At 52.4% G+C, this 22,678-nt stretch carries 21 protein-coding genes; 1 reads left to right on the forward strand and 20 read right to left on the reverse strand.

The genetic code is table 11. The features are described 5' to 3' along the window. The 9 genes from DWX59_RS21525 to DWX59_RS21565 all read right to left on the reverse strand — a co-directional run bounded on the left by DWX59_RS21525 (window position 1) and on the right by DWX59_RS21565 (window position 9,860). The gene (locus DWX59_RS21525; protein WP_117561218.1) at window positions 1-1,566 is read right to left on the reverse strand and encodes a Ppx/GppA phosphatase family protein; all 1,566 of its coding nucleotides are present in this window, start codon (window positions 1,564-1,566) and stop codon (window positions 1-3) included. 103 nt (window positions 1,567-1,669) lie between these two features. Next, the gene (locus DWX59_RS21530; RefSeq protein ID WP_117561221.1) at window positions 1,670-2,938 is read right to left on the reverse strand and encodes an ATP-binding protein; all 1,269 of its coding nucleotides are present in this window, start codon (window positions 2,936-2,938) and stop codon (window positions 1,670-1,672) included. 15 nt (window positions 2,939-2,953) lie between these two features. After that, window positions 2,954-4,090, reverse strand: a complete 1,137-nt coding sequence (locus DWX59_RS21535) for a bifunctional chorismate mutase/prephenate dehydratase (RefSeq protein ID WP_117561223.1) — start codon at window positions 4,088-4,090, stop codon at window positions 2,954-2,956. 52 nt (window positions 4,091-4,142) lie between these two features. Beyond that, entirely contained in the window at window positions 4,143-4,886 is a 744-nt protein-coding gene (locus DWX59_RS21540; protein WP_117561225.1) for a lysophospholipid acyltransferase family protein, read from the reverse strand. A gap of 119 nt (window positions 4,887-5,005) precedes the next feature. Further along, window positions 5,006-5,554, reverse strand: a complete 549-nt coding sequence (locus tag DWX59_RS21545) for a putative ABC transporter permease (RefSeq protein WP_117561227.1) — start codon at window positions 5,552-5,554, stop codon at window positions 5,006-5,008. 91 nt (window positions 5,555-5,645) lie between these two features. After that, a complete protein-coding gene (cls, locus tag DWX59_RS21550; protein WP_117561229.1) occupies window positions 5,646-7,178 on the reverse strand; it encodes a cardiolipin synthase in 1,533 nt (510 codons plus the stop codon). Window positions 7,179-7,205: 27 nt separating this feature from the next. Next, window positions 7,206-7,673, reverse strand: coding sequence for a prepilin-type N-terminal cleavage/methylation domain-containing protein (locus DWX59_RS21555; protein ID WP_117561386.1), 468 nt, complete (start codon window positions 7,671-7,673; stop codon window positions 7,206-7,208). Between the two features lie 62 nt (window positions 7,674-7,735). After that, window positions 7,736-8,110, reverse strand: coding sequence for a prepilin-type N-terminal cleavage/methylation domain-containing protein (locus tag DWX59_RS21560; RefSeq protein ID WP_117561231.1), 375 nt, complete (start codon window positions 8,108-8,110; stop codon window positions 7,736-7,738). 37 nt (window positions 8,111-8,147) lie between these two features. Continuing rightward, window positions 8,148-9,860, reverse strand: coding sequence for a GspE/PulE family protein (locus DWX59_RS21565; RefSeq protein WP_117561234.1), 1,713 nt, complete (start codon window positions 9,858-9,860; stop codon window positions 8,148-8,150). 61 nt (window positions 9,861-9,921) lie between these two features. On the opposite strand from DWX59_RS21565, the gene DWX59_RS21570 reads away from it, so the two are divergent. Further along, on the forward strand, window positions 9,922-10,719 hold the full coding sequence (locus tag DWX59_RS21570) for a prepilin peptidase (RefSeq protein WP_235845132.1): 798 nt from the start codon (window positions 9,922-9,924) through the stop codon (window positions 10,717-10,719). Window positions 10,720-10,728: 9 nt separating this feature from the next. On the opposite strand, the gene DWX59_RS21575 is transcribed toward DWX59_RS21570, so the two are convergent. The 11 genes from DWX59_RS21575 to DWX59_RS21625 form a co-directional block, all read right to left on the reverse strand. Beyond that, the gene (locus DWX59_RS21575) at window positions 10,729-11,487 is read right to left on the reverse strand and encodes a hypothetical protein (RefSeq protein WP_117561237.1); all 759 of its coding nucleotides are present in this window, start codon (window positions 11,485-11,487) and stop codon (window positions 10,729-10,731) included. Continuing rightward, window positions 11,430-12,017 (reverse strand): type II secretion system protein, encoded by a 588-nt coding sequence (locus DWX59_RS21580; protein ID WP_117561239.1) that lies wholly within the window; start codon window positions 12,015-12,017, stop codon window positions 11,430-11,432. The genes DWX59_RS21575 and DWX59_RS21580 overlap by 58 nt, the downstream gene beginning before the upstream one ends. A 15-nt stretch (window positions 12,018-12,032) precedes the next feature. After that, window positions 12,033-12,380 carry a type IV pilus modification PilV family protein gene (locus DWX59_RS21585; protein WP_117561241.1) on the reverse strand — a complete coding sequence of 116 codons (348 nt, stop codon included), beginning with the start codon at window positions 12,378-12,380 and terminating at the stop codon, window positions 12,033-12,035. Continuing rightward, a complete protein-coding gene (locus tag DWX59_RS21590) occupies window positions 12,364-13,230 on the reverse strand; it encodes a hypothetical protein (RefSeq protein ID WP_117561243.1) in 867 nt (288 codons plus the stop codon). The genes DWX59_RS21585 and DWX59_RS21590 overlap by 17 nt, the downstream gene beginning before the upstream one ends. After that, window positions 13,217-14,680 (reverse strand): hypothetical protein, encoded by a 1,464-nt coding sequence (locus tag DWX59_RS21595; RefSeq protein ID WP_117561245.1) that lies wholly within the window; start codon window positions 14,678-14,680, stop codon window positions 13,217-13,219. The genes DWX59_RS21590 and DWX59_RS21595 overlap by 14 nt, the downstream gene beginning before the upstream one ends. Window positions 14,681-14,723: 43 nt before the next feature. Next, complete coding sequence (locus DWX59_RS21600) at window positions 14,724-15,914, reverse strand: type II secretion system F family protein (protein ID WP_117561247.1); 1,191 nt, start codon at window positions 15,912-15,914, stop codon at window positions 14,724-14,726. Between the two features lie 93 nt (window positions 15,915-16,007). Next, window positions 16,008-16,187, reverse strand: coding sequence for a DUF4250 domain-containing protein (locus DWX59_RS21605; RefSeq protein WP_082082625.1), 180 nt, complete (start codon window positions 16,185-16,187; stop codon window positions 16,008-16,010). 414 nt (window positions 16,188-16,601) lie between these two features. Then, window positions 16,602-19,193: an ATP-dependent chaperone ClpB gene (gene clpB, locus DWX59_RS21610; protein ID WP_117561250.1), complete on the reverse strand. Its 2,592-nt coding sequence runs from the start codon at window positions 19,191-19,193 to the stop codon at window positions 16,602-16,604. Window positions 19,194-19,433: 240 nt separating this feature from the next. Beyond that, a complete protein-coding gene (locus DWX59_RS21615) occupies window positions 19,434-20,270 on the reverse strand; it encodes an ATP synthase subunit K family protein (protein WP_117561253.1) in 837 nt (278 codons plus the stop codon). Window positions 20,271-20,414: 144 nt separating this feature from the next. Then, window positions 20,415-21,248, reverse strand: a complete 834-nt coding sequence (locus tag DWX59_RS21620) for a purine-nucleoside phosphorylase (RefSeq protein WP_117561255.1) — start codon at window positions 21,246-21,248, stop codon at window positions 20,415-20,417. Window positions 21,249-21,307: 59 nt separating this feature from the next. Then, a complete protein-coding gene (locus DWX59_RS21625) occupies window positions 21,308-22,417 on the reverse strand; it encodes a hypothetical protein (protein ID WP_235845133.1) in 1,110 nt (369 codons plus the stop codon). Between the last annotated feature and the right edge of the window lie 261 nt (window positions 22,418-22,678).

The raw sequence follows: 22,678 nt of genomic DNA on the forward strand, positions 1-22,678 counted from the left end.
TTACACCCTCCTCTTCTGCTTTAACACAGGTCTTACACCAAATATCTCTTCAAAGAAATCCGCCTTCTGCTCAAAGGAGGCTGTCTCCAATGCCATGTTGCCCTGATATCCTGTTGTGATGATCAGCTCATTGTCCCTGACCGCCATACGACAGTCCGCCAGTTTTCCGCGGTGGCTTCTGTCCATGGAATTGGCCAGGCGCAGGATGGCGGTCAGCTTTGCGATAAGGATGGTGATTGCGTTGCGGCTGTAACCCGGCATATCCTCCTGGTGGATCTGGGTCTCCAGCTGGACCTTGTCATAGTCGAAGTCCCTTATGTTGTACCGGACCACATTGGCAATGATTTCCCTCTCCAGATGGCTGAGACCAATGATTTCCGTGGACATGATGATGTTGTAGGAGCATTCGTTGGAGTTCTTGATGCTGATGAATTTGCCGCAGGCGTGAAGAAGCACGGATATCTGCAAAAGCAGTCTTTCCCTGGCTCCAAGCCCATGATATTTCTTCATGCTGTCAAAAATTCCCAGGGCATATTGTTCCAGCACCTGGTTGTGGCTGGTGTGGCACTTATAACGCTTGGCCATGTTCCTGGACGCGGCCAGGATATCGTTCTCAAAGTTATGGCTGAACCTGACCAGCTTGTTGGCCTGGGCATATTCAGCAGCAATGCCGTCGCACAGGCGGATTCCCGGCACCCAGAACATATCTGCCCCGGTCAGTTCCAGGATGCGTTTATACACCACCACGCTTGGAAGGAGCAGGGAGGCATATTCGCTGTTCACACCGAATTTCTCCTCAATCTGATCCGTGGTCATCTGGCACAGCCGCTCATAAAACCGGTTCATGGCAGCCGCGTCAATCCGGTCCCCGTACGCCTTCAGGTCCATGCGGTTGATGATATAGAGGATGTTCTCCCCGATTCCGATAAGGTTGTTGATTTCCCGGTCCTTCAGATACATCTTGCGGAAGGTGAAAAGCTCATTGTCCACAATCTCCTCAATGTGCTCCCGGTGCTCTGCCACGGTTGCCGGGATGTTGGCCAGAAGGCCGCGCACACGCAGGGTGCCAAGAGGAAGGTTCTGAGTGGTCACCAGAGAATCCTTGTCAAACAGGGACAGCTGGGCGCTGCCGAAACCAACGTCCACAATGGCAGTCCCTTTTTGTATGATTTTATTAAACTCACCGGCCTTGGCAGCAATGGCCTTATAGCTGATAAAACGCTGCTCTGAGTTGCTGATGATGCGCACGGTAAGCCCTGTCCTCACCCGGATCTGGTCCAGGATGATCTGGTTGTTGCGGGCTTCCCTCATGGCGCTGGTGGCATAGGCCCTGTAGTCCTTGACCCTGTATGCCTTCATGATCTGGGCAAACTCCCCCAGGACCTGACACATCTCCTCCACAAGGCCATAGCTGATTTTGCCCCCGCTGTACGTATCCTTGCCAAGGGCAATTACGTGGCGGATATGATCCACACGCCGGATTCCCGTTTTATATGACATCTCATAGATGCCCATTTCCAGCTCGAATGAGCCCACGTCAATTGCCGCAAATGTCCGAATAGCCACCTTTATCACTCCTTTTGACCGCTATTATAAACGTGTCGTCAAACTTTTACATGTATACCATGTAAAACCCCTGTAAAATCCATGTAAAACCCGCCATGGCCTGCTATCTCCGCCCGAGAAGATGGGTGATGAACTGGGCCGCGGTACGGCCTGACAGGCCGCCGTGGCTCAGTTCCCACTTATTGGCCTCTGCATAAAGCTCCTGTTCCGGCATATCAAGATGATAGCGGTCTGCCAATGCCTTTACGATTGTCTCAAATTCCCTCTTGTCCGGGGACCCAAAGTATATGGTCACGCCAAAACGGGATGCCAGGGACAGTTTCTCCTGCACCGTATCATTGTTGTGAAGCTCGTCGTCCAGCTCCCTCTTGTCGCTGAACTTTTCACGTATCAGATGGCGTCGGTTGGATGTGGCGTAAATCAGCACATTGTCCGGGCGCTTGCCAAGCCCGCCTTCCAGGATTGCCTTCAGATACTTGTACTCCAGCTCATAGTCTTCAAAGGAAAGGTCGTCCATATAAATGATGAACTTGTAATTCCTGTCCTTAATCTGTTCCAGCACATCGGAAAGCGCCTTAAACTGATGCTTATATACCTCAATGATACGCAGTCCCCTGCTGTAATATTCATTGAGCACCGCCTTGACGCTTGAGGACTTGCCGGTTCCCGCGTCGCCGAACAGCAGCACGTTGTTGGCCTCCCTGCCTTCCACAAATGCTTCCGTGTTCTCAATCAGCTTCTGTTTCTGCAGCTGGTACCCCACGATATTATCAAAATACACGTGCTCCACATTGATGATCGGGTCAATGACAACAACCTGTCCCCCATCCTTTTCCACTATCCTGAACGCCTTATTAAGGCCGAATTTCCCTACTCCGAACTCCCGGTAGAATTCTTCCACATGGTCCTGGAATTCCTCCACATCCGCGGATTCCTTAAGATTGACCGCCAGGCTCACGATGCGGTCCCTGATCCTCTTATTGAACACGCGGCTGCCCTTTTGACCGGACTCATAGCTGGCCAGCTGGTCCCATACCCCGGCAGGCGCAAGGTCGTGGATGTCATAATCAAACAATGCCTTGAAAATCTTAAAATCCTCCCTGGCCAGACGGTCCAGGGAACCGCCTGCGGCTCCCGTGATTTCACAGGAAGTTGTGTAGGCATTTTCATTATTTGCCAGACAGAAGGCCAGGAAACAGTGCCAGAGATTCCCCTCAAACCCATAGTTCACAGCCAGTTCAACCAGCTGTCCTGCGCAGTGGAATGCATCCGGCCGGCTGCCGCTGTCCGCATATCCCATAAGGCAGGCCATGTCCTGAAACAGCTCCTGATATTCCAGATTCCTGTATATGATTAATTCATTTATGTCCATATCCGTCACACCTCCCTAATAATTGCCAAGGATCCGCATGCTTACGGCTTCCTCTGAAATCCCCTTTAATGCATTCTGTATGGCCGCATCTCCCAGGGAACCCTCCACATCCACAAAAAACCTGTACTCCCAGCTTCGTCCCACAATGGGGCGGGATTCAATCATCAGCATGTTCACATTGTTATAAATCAGGTTCCCCAGCATGTTATACAGGGAGCCGCTTTTATGTAAACCTTCAAAGCAGATGCTCACCTTACCTGCGTCCTTTCTGTAAACAGGGGATTTAGACAGGATGATGAACCGGGTGGTGTTGTCCTTATCGTGATTGATGCCCCGCTCAAGGACCTGGAGCCCGTAAAGCCTTCCCGCTGTCTCACTGGCCACCGCTGCCTGGGCAATGTCCTGGTCCTCCAATATCTTCTTGGCAGCGCCTGCCGTGTTCTCCACGCTGAACTGGGTCCACTGCCTGTTGGCATTCAGGTACCTGGAACACTGCATCAGCGCCTGGGGATGGGAATACACCCTTTTGATGTCTGAAAGGACCGCCCCCTTAAGTCCCAGAAGGGCGTGGTTGACAGAGACCTGGGTCTCGGCAACAATATACAGGTTGTGCATGACCAGATTATCATAGTTGCCGCTGACAGCCCCTGCGGAGGAATTCTCAATGGGTAGGACTGCGTAATCCGCCCGGCCTTCTTCCACTTCCACCATGGCATCCTCAAAGCTGGGCACATGATATACATCCGCGTCATCCCCAAAGTACTGAAGGGCAGCCGCATGGCTGTAGGCCCCCTCCACGCCCTGGTACACAATCCTGGAATGATCCCGCTTCAGTTCCTGCACCATGGTGAACCCGGTATCCAGGCACTGCCCATGCCCTGCCAGGATACCATACTGCAGCCTGCGGCTGATGGTCATAATCTGTGAAAACAGTTCGTAAACGCCCTGCCTGTTAAAGTCCCCATGGGCCATACCGGTCACGGTCCCTAATTTTTCCTTCTCCCTTGCCGCGTCATACACGGCCTTGCCTGTTCCAATCTTATACTCCGCCACGTCCCCGCACAGCTTCATCCTTCTCTCAAATAATTCTACCAGCTGTGAATCAATCCCATCCAGCTGTCCCCTGATTTCCTGTAAATCCAGATTCTCCATGGTATCTAATACACTCCTGTTCCAAAGCGCGCTTCCTGCGCCCTAATGTTCCTTATTCCTGTCCTTCAGACATATCCTTAAGCATGCCTGATATCACATCCCTTGTATATGCTCCCGGAAATTTCCTTGCCTCCGGAGGAAGCTCCTTTATATCAATGGGTTCCCCGTACCGGATGACCACATGGCTGGGCTTTATGAACGGAAGATGGTCCTCGAATATCCGGGCAGTCCCGGTTATGGCTACAGGGATTACCGGACAGCCGCTTTTCTGGGCAATCTTAAGGCTGCCCTCATGGAACGGGAGAAGTTCTGTCATATCCTTATTCTCATTGCGCGTGCCTTCCGGGAATATCCAGATGGATATGCCGGATTTTACCTTCTCAATGCCTTCCAGTATGGTCTTTAAGCCTTCTTTGATATTCACCCTGTCAAGGAACAGGCAGTTCACCCTGTGCATCCAGTCCCTGAGAAGGGGTATCTTAAGCATCTCCTTTTTGGCAACAAACCCGGTCAGTCCGGGTACGGTCACATATCCCACAAGGATATCAAAATAACTTCTGTGATTTCCCACATACAGGACCGCCCGGTCCGCCGGTATGTTCTCCAGGCCCTGCACCTCATATGTAACCCCCGCCAGCCTGAGTATGAACCTGAATACTCCCTGTACAATATGCAGGCTCTTAATCTGTGCGCCTTCCGGGTCTTTCTTATCCCGCGCTCCCAGGATGCCCAATAGCGGCATGCTGAAAATCAGGAACAGCACCACGGTCAGTGCCACCATAATTATCCGTATCATTCCCTGTCTCCTTTAATCCCTGTATATATTTTGGCGTCCGGGTGCAAAACCCGGACTATTTCATTTTATTATATAAAAAGAGCGGATTAAATACAATACCTTCCATCCAGGTTTGATATTTAATAACCGCTCGTCTGTCCGGCACCCCGGTGCCCTGTACTGGTCAAATATTCAAATAACAGCCCGGTCCCAAACCACAGGGGCGCGAACTTAAGGCGGATGACGCCGCCCACATTGTCCGGCCATGCCGAGTAATCCCACGGGCAGATCCCAAGGCTTGTAAGCCAGGTTCCTGCCACATATTCCGCAATGAATATCAGCACCATGTAGATAAGCCCGTGCCGTATCATCCGCCCTATACGGGACATCCTGTCCCCATCCCTGTCCTCAAAGCCCGGCAGGCCCGTAAGCCAGCTGTCTATGAAGCGGCTGATTGGAAACAGCAGGGCGCCCATCCCATAGATGGGGAACATGAGCAGGGAAGTCTGGCCCATCAGGGTCCAGTCCCCTGCCATGATGGAGTCCACGGATGTGAACATTACCTCCAGACACCACCCTGCAATGCCGCACCGGCAGAAATTCATCAGCAGTTCCGTCATTCTGTTGTCCCGGTTTTCCTTCCGGCTTTTTGTGTGATTGGTTCCTTCTGTCTGCACTCTCATAGCCATTAGTATGAAAACCGGTCTGTGCTTTTATTCGCCCGGAACCATTTTTCCAGAACTTTCCCAATGCCTGGCTTCCCATTCCTGGCGGCTTTTGTCACAGAAGCGGGGAGAGCAGGCGGCTGGACTGTTCCTTGATGCGCATCCACATGCCTCTTTCCCTGTAATCCTCCCTTGTAATCTCCCGGCAATGGGGAAGGTCGCCCATGAACGCCTCCTCCAGTTCGCCTGTGACTTCCTCATCGTAAATCGTGGCATTGACCTCAAAGTTCAGTTCAAAGCTCCGTATATCCATGTTGGCCGTTCCATAACAGCTGACCCTGCCGTCCACCATGATTCCCTTGGAGTGAAGGAACCCATTTTCATATATATACACCCTGGCCCCATAGTCCAGAAGCTCTCCCGCATAGGAACAGGTGGCCCAGTACACAAAGGGGTGGTCCGGCTTGCACGGTATCATGAGACGTACATCCACGCCTGAGAGCGCCGCAATCTTTAGCGCTGAAAGAATTGCGTCGTCCGGGATGAAGTAAGGGGTCTGGATATAGATATGGTGCTTGGCCTTGTGGAACAGCTCCAGGTAATTATTCCTTATATGCGGCTCATTGGTGTCCGGGCCGCTGGTTATGATCTGCATGGACACCAGTTCATTGACCCGTTCCGGATCAGGCCACACAGGCGTCCATTCACCCCTTAGGCGGCGGGTGATGTACTCTGCCTCATCCCCAAAATACCTTGCCTCCTTAAAGAGGTTCTCACCGGTGGCATAATTCCAGTCCAGGGCAAACCGGATCTGCAGGCTGATGGCAGCCTCCCCGTCAATGCGCAGATGGGTATCCCGCCAGTAACCGAATTTGGGATCCTTGGAAATGTACTCCCGCCCAATATTAAAGCCTCCCACAAAACCGGTATGGCCGTCAATCACAACGATTTTCCTATGGTTCCTATAGTTCACACGCAGGTTAAGCCATCCCAGGAAGGGAGGGAAGAACACCCCCACCTTAATCCCTGCTTTTTCCATCTTTTCCCAAAGTTTTTTCGGCATGAACCTGCCGCCCATACCATCGCAGAGAATCCGGACCTCCACGCCCTCCTTTACCTTCTCCAGCAGGATCGGCACGATGGAATCAAACAGCTCGTCATTTTTAATGATATAGTACTGGATGTGGATGAACCGTCTGGCCTGGCGCATCTCATTCCTCAGGGATTCGAACTTCTCCTGCCCGTCCGTGAATATCTGCACCTTGTTGTTCACCGTCAGCACGGAACCCGAGGTTTCCAGGTTATAGAGGATCAGGCTTTTAAAATCCCTGGTCATGGGGTCCATCATCTCCTCAGGCATGTCATCCGAGCGTATGATCTCCTCCTGGCTCTTAATGGGTACATTAAGCCTGTCGCTGATTTCCTTTACCTTGAACATCCTGCTTTTCTTTAAGTCCTGCCCGAACAGAAGGTAGAAGATGATACCGAACACAGGGATAAAGTACAGGGCCAGAAGCCAGGTCCACACGCTTCTGGGATCCCGCCGCTGAAAAAATATGATAATGATTGAAAATACAAGGTTGATGTACAAAAGATGCTCCAGCAGCCATCCCCATATCATCAGCGCCGTGTTCAAGATTACTTCCATAGGATACCCTCTCTTACCGCTTCTGTCTTACTGATTTGACCAATCAAAATCCTTGCTCACATCCTCAAGCGTGACGTTTCCGTCTTTATCGTATGTTACCAGCACTGCCTTCTCACTGTACTCCGTATCATATATGATGTTATTCAGACGCCCTTCGCTGGCATCTGCCCTAACAGACCTGATGACTGCGCCTTTCTGGCCTCCGGTAATATAATCCTTAAGCGGGCTGTTGGGACTGTCCAGCGCCACGCCCATAAGGTTATGTATGGTTTTGCCGTTCAGCGTTCCTTTTTCATGCTCATCGGTCAGATAACGCTGTACCGCATCCGCGGCCAGCTTTGCTTCTGCATGGGCGGTGGTGTAGTGGGCGGCCTTAATATAACCTGTCATGTGGGGCACGGCAAAAGCCAGCAGTATGGCCAGGATTGCAACCACCACGATCAGTTCCACCATGGTGAAGCCCCGGCATCCCAAACGCGTTTTCTTATGCTTCATTTTCATGTTTCCTTCCCGTTCATCCTCCAGCCAATCATGGTTAATTGTACCACAGATACGGATCATTTTCCAGTTCCCGACACAATCTCGCCATCCCCGGTGCTGCCCGGATAAACAGCCTTATAGGTCCTGCCGTTTATCTCGCCTTCCCAGAACGCGGAATCGGTTCCGTCCGGATTCCTGGTATAGTTATACTCCTGTTTCTCATTTTCCTTCATGGCGCCCGCATCAATCATGTCCTGCTGTGCCTTTCCCAGGGTGTAGTTGGACCTGGCATTGGATATGGCTACCTGACTGGCTGATTTGTCCTGAAGCCCGCGGTAGGATGGCACCGCAAGCGCAACCAGGATGCCGAGTATGGCAATGACACAGATCAGCTCTATGAGGGTAAATCCATCCCTGCTGCGGTTCTTTCCCTTTTGGTCTGCTTTTTTCATTCTTATGTTCCCTCTTTTCTTTTGTAGTATATAAGTATTATTCCGCGGAATAAAGTATTTTTTCAGCCTCTTCCATACTGGTTTCCCCGTGGATTGCCATCTGCACCACATTCTCCTTCAGGGACCGGAATCCCCTTTTCTTCTGGTACGTCCTGATTTCCTTTGGCAGCACATTATCAGTTATCATGAACTTCACCTCCTCATCCACCTCCATCAGTTCATAAACCGCTTTCCTCCGGCTGTATCCGGTCCCATTACAGCACGGACAGCCAGAGGCCTTCCACAGTTTATCCACCTTTCCGGCTCCCAGACCCTCCAGCAGGCCGCGCTCCCTCTCATCCGGTTCATATTCCCGGCAGCACATGGGACACAGCACCTTCACCAGCCTCTGTGCCACGATCCCGGATAATGCCGCTGCCACCATATAGGGAGCCACGCCCATGTTGCGCAGCCTGTTTATGGTGGAGGCGCAGTCATTGGTATGAAGGGTGGAAAACACCAGATGTCCGGTTATGGCGGCCCTTACGCCGATGGATACGGTTTCTTCGTCCCTCATCTCGCCAACCATGATCACATCCGGGTCCTGCCTCAGGATGGAGCGCAGGGCAGTGGCAAAGGTAAGGCCTGACTTAGGATTGACCTGTACCTGGGTCATTCCCTCAAGCACCTTCTCCACCGGGTCTTCCACAGTAACCACATTAATCTTCTTTTTAATGATACGGCTGAGCACCGCGTACAGGGTTGTGGTCTTGCCGCTGCCGGTGGGTCCTGTCACCAGCACGATTCCATGGGGAACCTTGAGGATCCGCTCAAATATCTCGCGCTGTGCCTCGGTCATCCCAAGACGGCTCACATCCATCAGTGAGTTATCCCTGTCATTGCCTAACAGCCTCAAAACCACCTTTTCCCCGAAAACAGAGGGCAGGGTGGAAATCCTCAGGTCCGTGGACACATCCGCCCGTTCATAATGGTACTTACCGTCCTGAGGCAGCCTCTTTTCTGCAATATCCATGCCTGCCATCAGCTTCAGCCTGGTTATCATGGGACGGTGGTATTCCATCTCTAAAGTAGTATGGACAATCAGGTCCCCATTGATTCTCATCCGGATTACAAGTTCATGATTTCCCGGCTCCACATGGATATCGCTGGCATTTCTGTTATAGGCTTCCTCAATGATGGCGTTGACCATGCGCACCACGGGCGCGCCTTCCACCCTTTCCTTCAGGACCAGCTCCATCTGGCGGTTACGGTTATCCGTGATGCCTGCCCCGGATGTGCCAAACGCGCGGTTCATGAATCCATGATTACTGCCTGAGGTATTTTCATACGTCCTGTCAATGGCCCGTCCCACTGCCGCGGATGACCCAAGGACCACCTTGACCTCCATGCCGGTAAGGGTTGCGGTCTCGTCAATGACATCCATGTCAATGGGATAGGAGGCAGCTACCACCAGCCTGCTTTCTTCAAAATCAATGGGAATGATCCGGTTATGCCCTGCAAATCCAGGGGAAACCATGTCCGCTGCCTTCAGGTCAATTTTATAGGAATCCAGGTCCGTCACCTGCAGATGGTCCCGGACCGCAGCGCATTCCATAACAGCTTCCTCGGTCACATAACCCAGGTCCACAAGGATCTGCTCTGCTGTTTTCCCGGGTTCCTGTTCCTTAAAGTACATGGCCCGCTCCAACTGGCTCCTGGTCAGGTATCCGTGTTCTACCAGCAATTCTTCTATGTTCATTTTGTATGGCACTGGTTGTCTCCTTCTCTCTGAAATGGTATACTGACTGAAATGAACTGCAATCCGGATCCATATGATATCCGGGATAATCTACATGATCGGGGTGATTGTAATGGATTTCTTCTACCCAGCCTTATATGGAATATGCGGCATTATAATCGGAAGTTTCCTGAATGTCTGCATCCTGCGGATACCCGAAGGCCAAAGCTTTGTCACAGGGCGTTCGCACTGCCCTGCCTGTAAAAGACAGCTTTACCCGTTCGACATGGTGCCCGTCCTGTCTTTCCTGTTCCTGGGAGGGAAATGCCGGTTCTGCGGGAAACCCATATCCATCCAGTATCCTTTGGTGGAGGCAGGCACCGCCCTGCTGTTCTTCCTGTGCTGTCTGGCTAAGGGTCCGGGAGCCGCCGCTGTCATCATGTGTCTCTTTGGCTCACTGCTGACCGTGGGCGCCTGGATTGATGCCCGGCATATGTACATCCCGGATGGGATCAGCCTTTCCATCCTTATCCTGGCGGCAGCTTCCCTGATGATCCTTCCCCTGCCTGATATCCTGAGCCGTATGGCCGGCGCAGCCATGTGCGGCGGTTTCCTGGCAGTGCTGCGTATGCTCACCAAGGGCGGGATTGGCCTGGGTGATGTAAAGCTCATGGCCTCCAGCGGTCTGCTTCTGGGCGTTAAAGCAGGAATGGCAGCCCTCCTTGCAGCCTACGTCCTGGCCGGACTCTGGTGCCTCATCCCGCTGATAAGGGGACGGGTAAACGGCAGGACCAGGATTCCAATGGTCCCGTTCTTTGCCATATCCCTGATTGCCTTCGGACTATGGTACAGGGAAATCATGACCTGGTACATGGGTCTGTTCCTTCCATAAGGTATGGTTTTAATCCTCATAATACCGATAGACCCCATTACCGCTTAGATAGATTTCCACATTCCCATTGGACCGCCTGGATCTGCTGGATATGTCCCGCCCAATGGTCATGACCGCGCCGTCGCTGTTGTCAAACACGATATCTGCTCCCAGGGAAAATGCATACCCGTTGCAGACCACTTCCGTATGTACACTGGCTTTCTCGTCCAGGGGTTTTGCCGCTAATGAGATTTCCACTTCCAGGCTGCCGTCCGCCAGGGACCGGGAACCCTTCATCACATATTCCTTGTCTCCCAGGGCATGGTAAAGATACCGTTCCCACCGGTCTTCCGGCTCCAGATCCCCGGCATGACCATCTTCACCGTATACAGATCCGTCTTCTTCCCCATCGCCGTACACCTGCGTGTCCCCTTCCATGGCCTCTTCGGGGATATCGCCTTCCCCGCCTCCATCCTCCTGGCTGTCCATCATTTCATCATATTCCTCACGGACCATGCGGCAGTCCTCCTCAAAGCACTGCCAGATGCTGTTGATTGCCTGGGAATTCCCGCTGGACACTGCCTCGCAGAAGGTGCTGTGTATGGTCTTGGCCGTTATCTGCGCCTCCATATACGTTCTTTCTGTCAGGACAGATTTCATCTGATATCTGGAAATCGCCATATAACCGCAGGAAAACACAGACAGCAGGGTAATGGACAGAATCACATATATCAGGCTGCTGCCCTGCTCACCGCGTTTTCCAGGACGGCTGCTCCTATTGCCGCCCATGCCGTCTCCCCCTCTTCCACCTGATATTCATACATGGAGTGTATGACTGCTTCCTGTTCATAAACCGTTTCCTCATCCTTCATGATACGGATCAGCACTTTTGCCTTCCTGGCTTGTGTTCCGTCAAAATCAAGTTCCAAAGTCATCCCGTCAAATGTATCCACATCCAGGTCATCCGCAGAAATATGGGCCCAGCCGGAGACCGGCGGCAGCTTTTCATAGGTAATCCCGCCCACATCACAGGATGGATTGGGCGTTCCCGGCTCCCGCACATAATATGCCAGTGTTTCCGGATAGCCGGGCTCCACATGATACATATAACCGTATCTCAGCAATCCCTCCAGTTTTGTATACGCCTGACCGCACATGCCCTCTGCCTTGGCCAGTCTGTCAAATCCATAATAAAGCTTGACCTGCGGATGCAGGAAGCCTGCTGCAAATACACCAATCACCGCCGTGATTGAAAGGGCCGCCACCAACTCTAAAAGCGTAAATCCCTGACACCCATCCCTTACATTTCTTCCATTCAATTTTCCTACCGCCTTTTACCTGTGCCTGTAAAATGTCATGGAGCCGCCAATATCCTCCGGTGCCGTGCTTACCCTGAATTCATCAAAGGATTCTACCGCTGTATAGTCTCCGTCGCCTGATTCATTTTCCATGTAAAACTCCACCACCAGGGTATTGCCTGTTGCCTCTCCCGCCCCTGCCCCGGACATGGAACTAAGCTCATAATTCATCCGGCCCATCCTGTGCTCCTTTGCCAGAAGTGCCGCATTGGCACCGGACATCATCAGGAAACCGGATACAGTTACTGCCAGAAGGGCTGTGGCCGTGATTACCTCAATCATTGAAAAGCCCTCCTGCCCTTTCGCCCTATTTTGTCTTTTCATAATAATACCTGACCTCCACAATCCCGCTTAAACCTCCGGCGCCAGCCATACCGCTGTCTCCGGCCGCGCCGCTGCCTCCGGTCATACCGCTGCCTCCGGCTATCCCGCTGTCTCCGGCCATGCCGCTGCCTCCGGCCGCACCGCTGCCGTTCCTCCCGTCCGATGCCGCCAGATCAATATAGCTGATTACAAGGCTTTTATCATTCCGGTATATGGCGTCTGCAAATTCCATCATATTCCCCACATCCGCGCACTTTACTTCCAATGTGACCGTAGATACCATATATTTTCTTCTCAAACCGGACCCATCCCCTGTATCTGACATACTGTCCGTCCTCTGCGCATCTGCCGTATAATCCACGATACCGGACCCAGAGGAGCCTGCCGCACCGTTCATGTCCGCTGTGTTCCCCATACCGGAGGAAGCTTCCACGGCATTCCCATCCGCTTTAGCGCCTGCTCCGGATACATGGCCCGCGTCCTCCATATCCCTGTGTCCCACCCTTGAGCCCACCGGTACAGGCGTCCCGATGTCCAGGCGCACAATCCCCACGCCGGCACGTCCCGCCAGTTCCTGAATGTTCCGGTCCATAAACACATCGTCAATATCCCGGTAGAAAAATTCCCCACCCTCTTCTTCCTTCAGCTCCTCAAGCCGCTCCCTTAAATCCGGGTAATGCTTCAGGTACAGCTCTGCCTTTGACTGTTCCTCCTTAACCGTCCTCAGATGTTCCCTGGCTTCCGCCAGACGGCCTTGTCCGGGAAGGATAAAACACTTCAATGCCAGCGCCCATATGCTGACCAACATTAAAAGCCCCAAGAGGAAGCGTTCCCTTTTACTTCTCTTCATCCTGCGCCTCCTCTTTGAGGACTGCGCGGATTGATGCGTGGATGCGCACCGCGTCATTGTCCTCTTCCTGCTCCCAGTTGCTGTGGCTCACAGAACGGAACACGCCCGAATCCCTGATACGTTCCACAAGAGACGGGACCTGTCCAGGATTGCCCTGGGATATGGTCATCTCCATGATTGCCGCTTCCTTTTCATAGACAAGGGACTCCACATCCATATCCGCTTCCATGGCTGCTGCAAACGCCTCAAAGTCAGTCCTGTCCAGAAAGCCGGACGAAGCGCTCTTTAAGGATTCCTCCTCAGCCATCTGTGCAGCCATTTCCGAAACTTCACGTTCCAGTTTACAGGACGCCTCATATTGTTCCCTGAAGCCTGCATCTGACATGACTGCCCGGATCCGGTCCAGCTCCCCTGTCACCTGGGCGCGCTTTAATCCCACATATCCGGATAGCCCTGCCGCCAATACAAGGTTGGCCAGCAGGAACAGCAGGCTTTTTCCTGATACCACCCCGTATATCCCTGAAAGCAGCCCTCTATCCTCACCGTCCGGCCCTGGGGAAAGCTTTAATGGCCCCTTACCTGACAGGCTTCCGGCTGCAGCCGCTGCCAATGCGCCGGGCGTCACCCTCACATCCTTTCCGGATACGTCCATCACCACGCTTTCACACGGCATGTCCAGACGCTCCTTCAGACATGCCGCTGCACCATCCATATGGGAAAAGCAGTTTCCCACCAGTACGGCGTACTCCGGCCTGAACACCCTCTTGTCATCTTCCAGTTGTTGGCGTATACGGGCCGCCTGTTCCGCGATTTCATCATACAGGACCTCTTTGGCACCCCGCTCACAGAAATATCCGGCTTTCAGCGGACTGCTTATCCATGACAGGCAGTGTCCTCCGGCAACCGCATACAGCCCAAGTCCTTCCTTTTCCACATCAATGATAAGGCTGGAACGGCGCCTGCACATCATCCGGCTGGCCACAGCCGCGCAGTCCGGCACCAGAAGGGTTCCGCCATATATCATACCTGCCCGCTCCATGGCTTTGACATACGGTTCAAGCTCTTTCCTTTCCATATAATATACCGTGGCCCCAACATGGGGTTCACCGGAAACCTTCTGTATATCCACTGCCGTCAGACAGTCCGTGCCGCATCTGCCGCCGGCCATCAGTTCATTATATGCCATGCGCCGGAGCGCCCGCTTTCCGGCCTTTGGGAGTCTGAAGCCCAGGAAGGAAACCCCGCGCCCCATAACCAGCACGATCCGCTTTCCTTCCAGACCGTATTGGGCCGCCCATCCTGCAAATATCCCCTCAGGACCCCTGCCGGAAGAATCGCTTTGCGCCTCCTGTACAACAATCGTTCCGCGGCCTCCACCGCGGCCCGGCGCCTTATATGTACCGCAGATATATGTTATCACGTGTTCTTCCACACATATGTAATGTTTCATCCTGGTTCTCCATTCCGCCGTCCCCAACGGCATTTGTTTACTCTTAAAGCATGGACGAGTACATATGAAAAACAGGTATCATGACCGCCATGACAATGGAACCCACAATCAATGCCATCAAAAGGATCATGGCAGGCTCCAGAAGGGCAACCATCTGGCCCAGGGCCCTGCCTGCTTCCCTTTGGTAATAACCGCCTGCATCCCCAAGCACCTTGTCAAGGGCGCCTGATTCCTCGCCGGCCACCACCATGGAAATAAGCACCGGATGGAATATATCCAGACCGGCTAAGACCTGTGAAAGCATCTCACCTCTTTTCAGACCATCCGCAGCCTGTTCCAGACATTGTTCCACATAGGAATTGCCCATGACCCGTCCCGTGGCATGAATTGCTTCCAGTATCCCTACGCCGCTCCCGTAAAGCACTGCAAAGGTAGATGCAAAACGCGATGTTTCAACTGTTTTTAATAATGTTCCGATTATTGGGATACATAGGACAGCCCGGTCAGCTTTTAACCGGACCCGAGGAATCATAAGAACTCCCATGGACAGGGCAAATAAAACCAATAGCAGCAACAGACACAGCATCCCGTGATTTCTCAAGCCAAGGCTTGCGCTCATAAGTACACGTGTCAGCAGGGGAAGTTCCTGTTCTTTCATCATGGATGCAAACTGGGGCAGGACCGTTGTCAGCATGAAAACCGATGACACGATGGTAACGCCCAACAAAATGACCGGATAAGTCATGGCTGCGCGTACCTTTCCATTCATTTCCTCTTCACGGTCATAATACTCAGCCATGGTGCCCAGCATTACGTCCAATTTTCCGCTGGACTCCCCAGTCTGTATCATATAGACCAAAAGGTTGGGGAATACACCCGGCATCCCCTCCATGGCTTCAAACAAAGTACACCCTTTATGTATGCTCTCCCTCAGCCTCATCAGATTATCCCTGAGCGGGCCATCCTGTGCGGATTCGTAGCTGACTGCCAGGGCACGGGACAGCGGAACGCCCGCCGCCAGCATGGCTGACAGCTGTCTGCACAGCGGAGGAAGAAGCTTATGTTTTATCTTGGCCGGACGCAGGGCCATGCCTGAATCCAGGCCGCGGCATTCAAAGCAGTATAGGCCTTTATCGCGCAGTACCTTAAGAAGGACACGTTCATCCGCCGCCTCCATGACGCCTTTATAAACATTTCCTTCCATGTCCTTTGCCTTATATTTGTAACGTGGCATGGAAAACCTCCCTTATTCATATATCAATGAAGCAAAACCGGCTTCATCTGAACCCATCAGACAAAGCCGGCTTCTTACCCGATATATAGTTGATTAACGGAAACAATTCTGAGCCGGCTCATAGCGGTAACCAATGCCTGACAACACAGATATGATATTCGATTGATCCGTATCCAGCGCCTGGCACATCTCCTCCAGAGAGTTATAATTGTCACGGAGCTGTGTATTTACATAACTTAATAAAATAATCGGATCTTTGGGAAGGGTATTCACATTTCTTACCTGCCTTTTTAATCTATTAAATTCCCTGTAACTAAACTGTAATTTTTCTCAGCCGAAACGATTATATCACCTGCAAGTAACGTTTTCAACATTAATTTAGGGTATTTTCTCGTTTTTTCACTGGAGAACCAAAATTTTCCGAAATATATTTCAGTATTAGAAGTTTTCTGACTATATCATGTGTCCCATCCAGTCAGAATCCATGGTAGCAGTGCTGATACTATAGGTTCTTGCATGGAGCACATGACCAGAGTTCCCTCCACCCCCTCCCGCAGGCCGGCCGGGGACATGGACCGATGCAGAAGGACCGCCCCGGCCATACGGCTGTGCGGTCCTTTTCCTGATGATACGATTAATGATACTATCTATATTTGAAACGGGGCCGTGAAGGCCGCTGTCCGTGAATCACTCCACATATGCAATCAGCCTGCTCCCATCTTCAGCAACATCGATTACAATGGTATTGCCTTCCCTTACGCCGTCGCCCAGTATAAGCTTGGCCGCAAGGGTCTCCACATGTTTCTGAAGATACCGTTTAAGAGGACGGGCCCCGTACACAGGATCATATCCCCTCTCCGTGATAAATGACTTGGCGCTGTCAGTCAGTTCAATGGAAAGCTCCCTGTCGGAAAGGCGCTTATTCAGATCAGCCACACAGAGGTCCACAATCCGGCTGATATTGTCTTTGGTCAGCGGCTTAAAGAGGATTACCTCATCCAGCCTGTTAAGGAACTCCGGACGGAAATGTACCCGCAGGTCATTCATCACCGCTGTCTCTGCCTCTGGTCGGATCTGTCCGCTGCTGTCAATTCCTTCCAACAGGTACTGGGATCCGATATTGGAGGTAAGGATAAGGATTGTATTCTTAAAGTCCACGGTCCTGCCCTGGGAATCCGTAATACGTCCGTCATCCAGGACCTGGAGCAGAACGTTGAATACATCCGGGTGGGCCTTCTCCACCTCATCAAACAGCACCACGCTGTATGGCTTGCGCCGCACTGCCTCTGTCAGCTGTCCGCCCTCGTCGTATCCCACATATCCAGGAGGCGCACCGATCAGACGCGCCACGGAGTGCTTCTCCATGTACTCACTCATATCGATACGCACCATGTTGGACTCATCATCAAACAATGCCTCTGCCAGGGCCTTTGCCAGCTCCGTCTTACCTACGCCGGTAGGTCCTAAGAACAGGAATGAGCCGATTGGCTTTGATGGATCCTTGATTCCTGCCTTGGAGCGGATGATGGATTCCGTCACCTTTTCCACGCCTTCATCCTGCCCCACCACGCGCTCATGAAGCACCTCATCCATGTGCAGGGTCTTGCTTCTCTCACTCTCCGTCAGTTTGGAGACCGGGACACCGGTCCATCTGGACACAATCTTGGCAATCTCGTCCTCGGTCACGCTTTCATGCACAAGGCTCAGGTCCTCATTCCTAACCCGCTCCTCCTCTGCTTCCAGTTCTTTCTGAAGCTGGGGCAGTCTGCCGTACTGCAGTTCCGCTGCCTTGTTAAGGTCATAGCGCTGCTTGGCGTCCTGGATATCCCGGTTAACCGCCTCAATCTCTTCCCTCAGGCTGCTGAGACGGTCCACGCTGGCCTTCTCATTCTCCCACTGGGCCTTCCTTGCCGCAAAATCATCGTGCAGTTCAGCCAGTTCCTTCTGCAGATCGGCCAGGCGGTCCTGGCTTAAACGGTCCGTTTCTTTCTTAAGGGCCGCTTCCTCTATCTCCATCTGCATGATCCTCCTGGACATCTCATCCAGTTCAGCAGGCATGGTATCCAGCTCTGTCTTAATCATGGCACAGGCCTCATCCACAAGGTCAATGGCCTTATCCGGAAGGAAACGGTCGGATATATACCGGTCCGACAGGGTGGCCGCGCTGACCAGCGCTGAATCTGTTATCTTAACACCATGGAATACCTCATAGCGCTCCTTAAGCCCCCTTAGGATGGAAATGGTATCCTCCACCGTAGGTTCATCCACCAGCACCGGCTGGAACCGGCGTTCCAGGGCAGCATCCTTTTCAATATACTGCCTGTATTCATTGAGGGTGGTGGCGCCGATGCAGTGAAGCTCGCCCCTGGCCAGCATGGGCTTTAACATATTGCCCGCATCCATGGAACCCTCGGTCTTGCCTGCCCCTACAATGGTATGGAGTTCGTCAATAAACAGGATGATCTGTCCGTCACTCTTCTTTACTTCCTCCAGCACCGCCTTCAGACGCTCCTCAAACTCACCCCTGTACTTGGCGCCGGCCACCAGGGCCCCCATATCAAGGGCAAACAGCTTCTTATCCTTTAAACCGTCCGGCACATCGCCGCCCACAATACGCTGGGCCAGGCCCTCCACCACAGCGGTCTTGCCCACGCCGGGTTCACCGATTAAAACCGGGTTGTTCTTAGTCTTGCGGGACAGGATACGCACCACGTTCCGAATCTCGCTGTCGCGGCCAATCACAGGATCAAGCTTCTGGTCCCTGGCCCGTTCCACCAGGTCATACCCATACTTCTGAAGGGTATCATACGTTGCCTCCGGGTTATCCGAAACCACCCTCTGGTTGCCCCTTACGGTTGACAGGGCCTGTAAAAATGTCTCCCTGGTTATATTGTAGAGCTTCATCAGCCCCTTGATTTCCTTATTCGGGTGTTTCAGCAAAGCCAGGAACAGATGCTCCACGGACACATATTCATCGCCCATGGCCTTTGCCTCGTCCTCGCCATTGATCAGTACCTTATTCAGGTCATTGCTGATATACAGCTGGCCGCCTCCGCTCACTTTCGTAAGACGTTCCACTGCCTGCTTGGCCTCATTGGTAAACATGTCACCCTGAATCCCCATCTTGGTAACCAGCTTCAGAATCAGGCTGTCATCCAGGGTCAGGAGACTGTAGAGCAGATGCTGTTGGTCAATCTGCTGGTTCCCATATTCATATGCCAGCTTCTCACAGTTCTGCACTGCTTCCATTGATTTTTGTGTAAATTTATTAATATTCATCGCCCATTCCCCTTTCTTCGTATCCCCCGTCCTTCAATCCAACAGGTAAGCGGACATCACTTCCTGTCATCTGAGCGGATGGATATCGGAATTGTGCTGCGGTTTTCTTTGTTCTAGTCGTACTATAACATATGTTATTAGCACTGTCAAGGGGTGAGTGCTAATTTTTTTAAAGAAAAAATGCTGTCCTGGTGAAAACTCCCAGGGCAGCATTTGCATTCATCATAAAACCTTTTTCACTTACTTCAGGCCAGTAGCCGTAATGGACTTGTCAGTCAAGGTTCCTTCGTAGGCAACCGTGGCCGTATCGCCGACCTTCAGCTTGTCAAACATACCGTCCGTGCCCACAAAGGTAAACAGGGTATTATCCGGATCTTCCGTTTCCAATACCACATAATTTGTCTTAACCTCTGCCACCTTACCTGTAAGGGTGTTCACCTTTGCTTCCGGCGTATCCATGGCATCCTCTGTCACGATTTTGGTTGCAACCGGCTTATCTTCCTCATCCTCTAAATCTCCGTAGAAAGTCACATCTGCCTCTGCGCCGGCTTTGATGCCGTCTTTGGTCACCTTCTGGGCAATGATGGTGCTGAACGTATATGTACCATCTTCTGTCTTTAATGTCAGGGTCTTGTCGTCTGCCTTCTCAATGGTGCCGCTGATTGTCTCGTCAATCTCTGCGGCAGCCTCTGCAGCTGCTTCTGCAGCAGCGGAGGTGATGATGTCCACTGATTTTGCCTTTGTAACGTCTTCGGACAGCTGGCCGCTGAAAACCACTTCAACCTCGTCACCGGTTCCGATGGCATCTGCTCCCTCTACCTCAGCCGCTGACACGTCAAACTTAACTTCCTTGCCTTCATCATCCGCAATGGTTATGACCTTATCATTCACTTCGCTGACAAAACCATAGTAGTAATCTTCCTCTTCATCCTCAGCGGATGCATCGGTTTCTGCTGTTGTCTCAACCGCCGTGGTAGCTGCGGTGGTATCTGCTGTTGTCTCACTTGTCTTTGATGAACACGCCGTCATACCAAGGGCCATAGCCAGGACAGCGATTGCTAAATAGTGTTTTTTCATAATGAATCTCCTCTTTTCTGTTGCTGACACATGATGCGTTACCTTTCATGCACGGCAGCCTGACGCCCCCGCCGTGCACACGATACATATTACTACGAAAAACACTATTTTACTATGTCTTTTTCTTTAATTTTTCCTAAAATATTAGAGAATTCCCATTCTGCCAATGGATTCTGACACTAATTCCTTAAACAGGGGCGCCACCCTGTCTGAGGTTTCCTGAACCTCTTCGTGGGAAAGCGGGGTCTTAGTCATGCCGCATGCCAGGTTGGTAATACAGGAAATCCCGCATACCCGCATGCCCATATGGTTGGCCGCCACAGCCTCGCAGGCAGTGCTCATGCCCACGGCATCACCGCCCAGGATCCTGCACATCTTTACCTCCTGGGGCGTCTCATAGGCAGGTCCTGTCAGCTGTACATAGACTCCCTCCTGAAGCCGGATATCCAGCTCCCTGGCAGCTGTCCTGATTACATCGCACAGCGTGTTATCATATATCTGGCTCATATCCGCAAATCTTGGCCCCAGTTCATCCAGGTTCTGCCCAATCAGCGGAGAAGGCACAAAGCAGGCAATCTGGTCCCTGATCAGCATAAAATCCCCTGCCGCATAATCATGATTAACCCCGCCCGCAGCGTTGGTCAGGAACAGGATTTCCGCCCCCATCAGCTTCATAAGCCTGACCGGAAGTACCACATCCGTCATGGGATACCCCTCATAATAATGCACACGCCCCTGCATCATGACCACCGGCACACCATTGATATGTGCAAATACAAACCTCCCCTTATGGCCGGCTACCGTTGATACCGGAAAACCTTCTATATCATGATAATCAATCACGCCTTCCACCTCGGCCTGGTCCGCATAATCTCCCAGGCCGGACCCCAGAATAAGGGCTGCCTTGGGCCGGAAAGGAAGCCTGTCCTTTACACTGGCATAGCAGTTCATTAATTTTTCATATACCGGATTTGTCATATCTGTTCTCCTTTTCATTTATTCACCCTCTAAAGTATAACACAGACCTGCCCCGGGCCTCAACCGCTTATGTTGTCCGGAAGATATTTCTGTTCCTGCCCCCTCTTTTTCTGTCGGAGCCAGGATACTGCCAGGGCCAGGATTCCTGCACAGATCCCCACAAGCCCTGCTCCCACCGTAATGATGAAACCGCTGCGCACCCAGTACCACAGCAGGCCCTCCTCCCCGGCCGGTGAAGGATCCCGGACCGGCGTCCCTGTCCCGGTCCCCGGCGTCTCTTCATCCACCCAGACCCGGGAAGGCGATACCGGCCGGTAGGCAATCTCCATTTCATATGAGACCGGCTCCATATATTCCACCTCCCCCTCATATGTAATCTCATAATCACGGACCAGCTTCTGCCCTTTTGCCATGGCCCTGCGGCACAGCTGCCCCTCTTCATCCTCAAACGCCTCACCCTCCCATACCATGGAATGGATACGGTATTGCTGCGGCGAAAGACCCATGACCTCCAGCAGGCCTTTCTGGGACTCCACTGCCGATGCCAGCACATCCTCACCGCTTATGACAAGGGAGCCGGTCTGGTATTCATCCGCGCCATAGGAATGGAACAGGACCGGCGCCTGAAAGCCATCCCGCCATGCTTCCCTTACAATCCGGCTGTCCCGTATATACAATTCCCCCTCTGCCGGTATTCCCGACACTTCTTCTGTCACGGTAATGGATTCCGGAAGTCCCTCCGCGCCTTCCACATCTGAATAAACCACCTGTTTTTCCAAAACCCAGCTCACCATATGGCCCGGAACTTCCTTCACCTCATAATGGTCCAGCACATATTCGCGGCCGTTCCTGTCCCAATAGGACCCGGACGGAACCTCCAGGCCAGTCTGGGTTCCTGCTACCTGGCCAACCGCTGTCCCGGCTCCTGTATCCTCCGCCTGGCCAACCGCTTTCCCGGCTCCCGCCAGTTCCGGCCCGGCGTCCAATTTTCTTGTGATATAAAGCATCTCCTCTTCCAAAACCGGGCTGCTGCCCGGCATCTGCTGCCCGGCGTATGCAGCGTCCATCTGCCCGTCCATCTGCAGCATCAATGCCAACGTAACCAGCAATACCGCTAACAGCCGTACTGCCTTTAAATCCTGCCTTCCAACTCTTCTTTTCCCTGTCATGACCATCCCTCCTGCTGGTATCATATTTACCTGTCAGGATAACAGACTGCAAATCCTATGAAATTGCCAATGTACGGCGTCCTTATTCTGTTACTGTTAATGGGAAACCACGGGTTTCAGAAAGAATCCCCGCTTCCGTGCAGCTGCACGGACAGATGTCGGAATGAAATCATCTGTGGTCATATTATACATAATATCCAGGGAATAATCAAGGGTAAAATAAGGGCCGGGGCATCTGATCCACCGCCAGCCCCGGCCCTT

Origin of the sequence: Enterocloster aldenensis, assembly GCF_003434055.1 — a bacterium.
Taxonomy (GTDB): domain Bacteria; phylum Bacillota; class Clostridia; order Lachnospirales; family Lachnospiraceae; genus Enterocloster; species Enterocloster aldenensis.

Coding starts and splice junctions, on each gene's coding strand:
- DWX59_RS21625 (WP_235845133.1), bottom strand. CDS start 22,417: ATGACAGGGAAAAGAAGAGTTGGAAGGCAGGATTTAAAGGCAGTACGG.
- DWX59_RS21585 (WP_117561241.1), bottom strand. CDS start 12,380: ATGAAAAGACAAAATAGGGCGAAAGGGCAGGAGGGCTTTTCAATGATT.
- DWX59_RS21530 (WP_117561221.1), bottom strand. CDS start 2,938: ATGGACATAAATGAATTAATCATATACAGGAATCTGGAATATCAGGAG.
- DWX59_RS21615 (WP_117561253.1), bottom strand. CDS start 20,270: ATGAAAAAACACTATTTAGCAATCGCTGTCCTGGCTATGGCCCTTGGT.
- DWX59_RS21540 (WP_117561225.1), bottom strand. CDS start 4,886: ATGATACGGATAATTATGGTGGCACTGACCGTGGTGCTGTTCCTGATT.
- DWX59_RS21535 (WP_117561223.1), bottom strand. CDS start 4,090: ATGGAGAATCTGGATTTACAGGAAATCAGGGGACAGCTGGATGGGATT.
- DWX59_RS21595 (WP_117561245.1), bottom strand. CDS start 14,680: ATGAAACATTACATATGTGTGGAAGAACACGTGATAACATATATCTGC.
- DWX59_RS21560 (WP_117561231.1), bottom strand. CDS start 8,110: ATGAAAAAAGCAGACCAAAAGGGAAAGAACCGCAGCAGGGATGGATTT.
- DWX59_RS21555 (WP_117561386.1), bottom strand. CDS start 7,673: ATGAAGCATAAGAAAACGCGTTTGGGATGCCGGGGCTTCACCATGGTG.
- clpB (WP_117561250.1), bottom strand. CDS start 19,193: ATGAATATTAATAAATTTACACAAAAATCAATGGAAGCAGTGCAGAAC.
- DWX59_RS21590 (WP_117561243.1), bottom strand. CDS start 13,230: ATGAAGAGAAGTAAAAGGGAACGCTTCCTCTTGGGGCTTTTAATGTTG.
- DWX59_RS21570 (WP_235845132.1), top strand. CDS start 9,922: ATGATATCCGGGATAATCTACATGATCGGGGTGATTGTAATGGATTTC.
- DWX59_RS21600 (WP_117561247.1), bottom strand. CDS start 15,914: ATGCCACGTTACAAATATAAGGCAAAGGACATGGAAGGAAATGTTTAT.
- cls (WP_117561229.1), bottom strand. CDS start 7,178: ATGGAAGTAATCTTGAACACGGCGCTGATGATATGGGGATGGCTGCTG.
- DWX59_RS21545 (WP_117561227.1), bottom strand. CDS start 5,554: ATGGCTATGAGAGTGCAGACAGAAGGAACCAATCACACAAAAAGCCGG.
- DWX59_RS21620 (WP_117561255.1), bottom strand. CDS start 21,248: ATGACAAATCCGGTATATGAAAAATTAATGAACTGCTATGCCAGTGTA.
- DWX59_RS21575 (WP_117561237.1), bottom strand. CDS start 11,487: ATGGGCGGCAATAGGAGCAGCCGTCCTGGAAAACGCGGTGAGCAGGGC.